General features: G+C 73.3%; 1 protein-coding gene. It reads left to right on the forward strand.

From position 1 onward, the window contains the following. Positions 1 to 3,246 (forward strand): DNA polymerase III subunit alpha (dnaE, locus tag DQW85_RS09435; RefSeq protein ID WP_162794862.1); only part of this gene is annotated, 3,246 nt, incomplete at its 5' end. Between the last annotated feature and the right edge of the window lie 126 nt (positions 3,247 to 3,372).

Here is a 3,372-nt window from a genome sequence, read left to right on the forward strand (position 1 = left end):
GGCGCGGGCTCCGGAGGGCTGGCGGTGCTGCTCGGCCCGAGGTCCGACGTGGGCCGCGCGGTCGCCGAGCGGCGCGACGAGCACGCCAGGGCGCTGCTCGACCGGTGGCGCTCCACGGTGCCCGGCGTGGCCGTCGAGCTGGTCGACCAGTACGGCTTCCGCGACGCCGCCGTCGCCGTCCGCATGCTCGCCCTGGCCGAGTCGCTCGGCGTGCCCGCCGTGCTGACCAACGCCGTCAGATACCTCGACCCGGCCGACCACCAGGTCGGCGACGTGCTCGACGCGGCCCGCCAGCTCGTGCCGCTGCACCCGCGCCACCTGGAGCGCACCACGTCCCACGCCTACCTCAAGAGCTCGAAGGACATGTTCCAGGTGGCGGCCAGGATCTGCGGCTCCGACCAGCGGCGGATCGCCGGGCTGCTGCGCGCCACCAGGCGCGTCGCCGAGCAGTGCGTGATCGACCCGCTGGAGCTGCTCGCGCTGAAGAACGACCCGCCCGCTCTGCACCTGCCCGAGATCGGCGGAGACCCGGTGCCCCTGCTGCGTCACCGCGTGGAGGACGGGCTGGCCGCGCGCGGCCTCTCCGGCTCCCGCGAGGCGCGGGAACGCCTGCGGGCCGAGATGGACATCATCGAGAAGAAGCGCCTGTCCGGCTACTTCGTCGCCGTGTCCGGCATCACCGACATGATCCGCGGCATGGACATCCGCTGCGCGATCCGCGGCTCGGGGGCCGGCAGCCTGGTCACCTACCTTCTCGGCATCGGCGAGGTCAACCCGCTCCACCACGGCCTGCTCATGGAGCGCTTCCTGTCCGAGGGCCGCATCGGGCTGCCGGACATCGACGTCGACGTGGAGTCCGCGCGCAGGCTCGACTGCTACAGGGCCATCTTCGACGCCTACGGCGAGGCGCGGGTGGCCTGCGTGTCGATGATGGAGACCTACCGGGCGCGCAGCGCGATCCGCGACGTGGCCGGCGCGATGGGGCTGCCGCCGCACGAGATCGACGCGATGGCCAAGGCGTTCCCGCACATCAGGGCCAGGCAGATCACCGCCTCGCTGAACGACCTGCCGGAGCTGCGCGACAGCCGGCTCGGCGAGGCGGGGCTCGACAAGGTGTTCAAGCTGGCGGAGAGGCTGGACGGGCTGCCCCGGCACATCGCGCTCCACCCGTGCGGGGTGCTGATCGGCAACGCCTCCCTGCGCGACCGCACGCCGGTGGAGCGCAGCCTGCTGGAGTTCCCGATGTCGCAGTTCGACAAGGACGACGTGGAGGAGGCGGGACTGCTCAAGCTGGACGTGCTGGGCGTGCGGATGCAGTCGGCCATGGCCTACACGCTGAGCGAGATCGCCCGGGTCGACGACATCGCGGTCGAGCTGGACGAGCAGGACGGCCCCGACCCGGACGTGGAGTACGTGCCCCGCGACGACCAGGAGACCTACGACATGATCTGCGCCGGCCGGACCCTCGGCTGCTTCCAGATCGAGTCGCCCGGCCAGCGCGAGCTCGTCGCCAAGCTGGAGCCGCGCACGATGCACGACCTGATCGTGGACATCTCCCTGTTCAGGCCGGGGCCGGTCAACTCCGACATGGTCACCCCCTACCTGGAGGCCAGGCACGGGTGGCGCGAGCCGTACTATCCGCACGAGCGGCTGCACGACGCGCTGAAGGAGACGCACGGCGTCGTGGTCTTCCACGAGCAGGTGCTCAAGATCATCGAGGTGATGACGGGCCGGGACCTGTCGTTCGCCGAGCTGCTGCGGCGCACGCTGAGCACGCCCGAGGGGCGTGCGCTGGTCCGCAACACGTTCGTGCCGCTGGCCAGGGCCAACGGGTTCGACGACGCCACCGTGGAGCGCGCCTGGCAGGTGCTCGACGCGTTCGGCGGGTTCGGGTTCTGCAAGGCGCACGCGGCGGCGTTCGCGCTGCCCACCTACCAGTCGGCCTGGCTCAAACGCCACCACGCGGCGGCCTTCTTCGCCGGGGTGCTCACGCACGAGCCCGGCATGTACCCACAGCGCGTCATCATCGACGAGGCCCGGCAGTGCGGGGTCGCCATCCTGCCCCTCGACGTCAACAAGTCGGGCAAGGACTGGCAGGTGGAGCGGCTCGGGCCGCGTCCCCCGGTCCGGGTCAGGGTCCGCCCCGGCACGCTCGGGCAGTCAGGCGCGCCAGGGCAGGCCGGACCGCCGCGGCGGCGCGAGTTCAGGGCGGAGGAGCTCGGCAGGGGCTACGCGCTGCGGGTGCCGTTCTCGGCGATCAAGGGGGTGAGCGAGGCGGAGGTCGAGCGCATGGTCGCCGGCCGGCCGTACACGTCGCTCGCGGACTTCTGGGACCGCGCCCGCCCGTCGCGCCCGATCGTCGAGCGGATCGTCCAGGTGGGCGGGCTGGACACGCTGCACGACCTGCGTCCTGGCGGCCCGCGCTGGCGGCCCGGCCGGCTCACCCGCCGCGACCTGATCGCCCAGGTGGGCACGCTCGACCGCGCCTCCACCTCGGGCATCCGCACCGCCAGGCGCTCCAGGCGCTACGTCCCGCCGGCCGCCCGGCCCGGCCCGGTCGTGAGCGAGACGCCGGCGGTGCAGCTCCCCCTGGGGTTCGGCGAACACGTCCCGCCGGGCGAGCTGCCCGAGATGACCGAGGCCGAGATGGTCGAGGCCGAGCTGGAGATCCTCGGCATCGACATCAGCCGCCACGTCATCAGCTTCCACGACGAGCTCCTCGACGCCATCGGGGTCGTGCGCGCCAGGGACCTGCTGTCCCAGCGCAACGGCGCCGAGGTGCTGGTCGCCGGGGTCAAGGTGGCCACCCAGACGCCGGCCGTACGGTCGGGCCAGCGGGTCATCTTCACCACCCTCGACGACTCGACGGGGCCGGTCGACCTGACGTTCTTCGAGTCGGTCCAGGGCTGGTGCGCGGCGACGGTGTTCGGCGCGTGGCTCATGGTCGCCCGGGGCGTGGTCCGGCGCACGGGCGCCAGAGCGGTCTCGATCCGCGCGCTCGACTGCTGGGACCTGGCCCGTCTCGACGCGCTCTGGAGGTCGGACGGCGTCGAGGCGGTGCGTGAGGTCCTGGCGCGGGCCTCCGGCGAGCGGGGCTCCGACGGCCGCGGCGTCGGCGGGCGGCCGATCGAGTACGCCAACGGCTTCAGACTCTCGCCCTACTCCGACCTCGGTCCCGCCATCGTGGAGCCGCCGCGCAGGCTGTGGCACGCCAGCCCGGGCAGCTCCGGCCCCACAGCGGCCTGACCTGCCCCGCTCCGCCTGACCCGGGCACTGCCCCGCCTGCACGCACCGGCCCGTCTCACCAGCCCGGTGGTCCCGGGCCGTCTCAGCCGGGCTGGCCGATCGGGGCCGACTCGGCGGCGGGCGGCG

The sequence above is a fragment of the Nonomuraea lactucae genome, from assembly GCF_003313395.1.
GTDB lineage: Bacteria > Actinomycetota > Actinomycetes > Streptosporangiales > Streptosporangiaceae > Nonomuraea > Nonomuraea lactucae.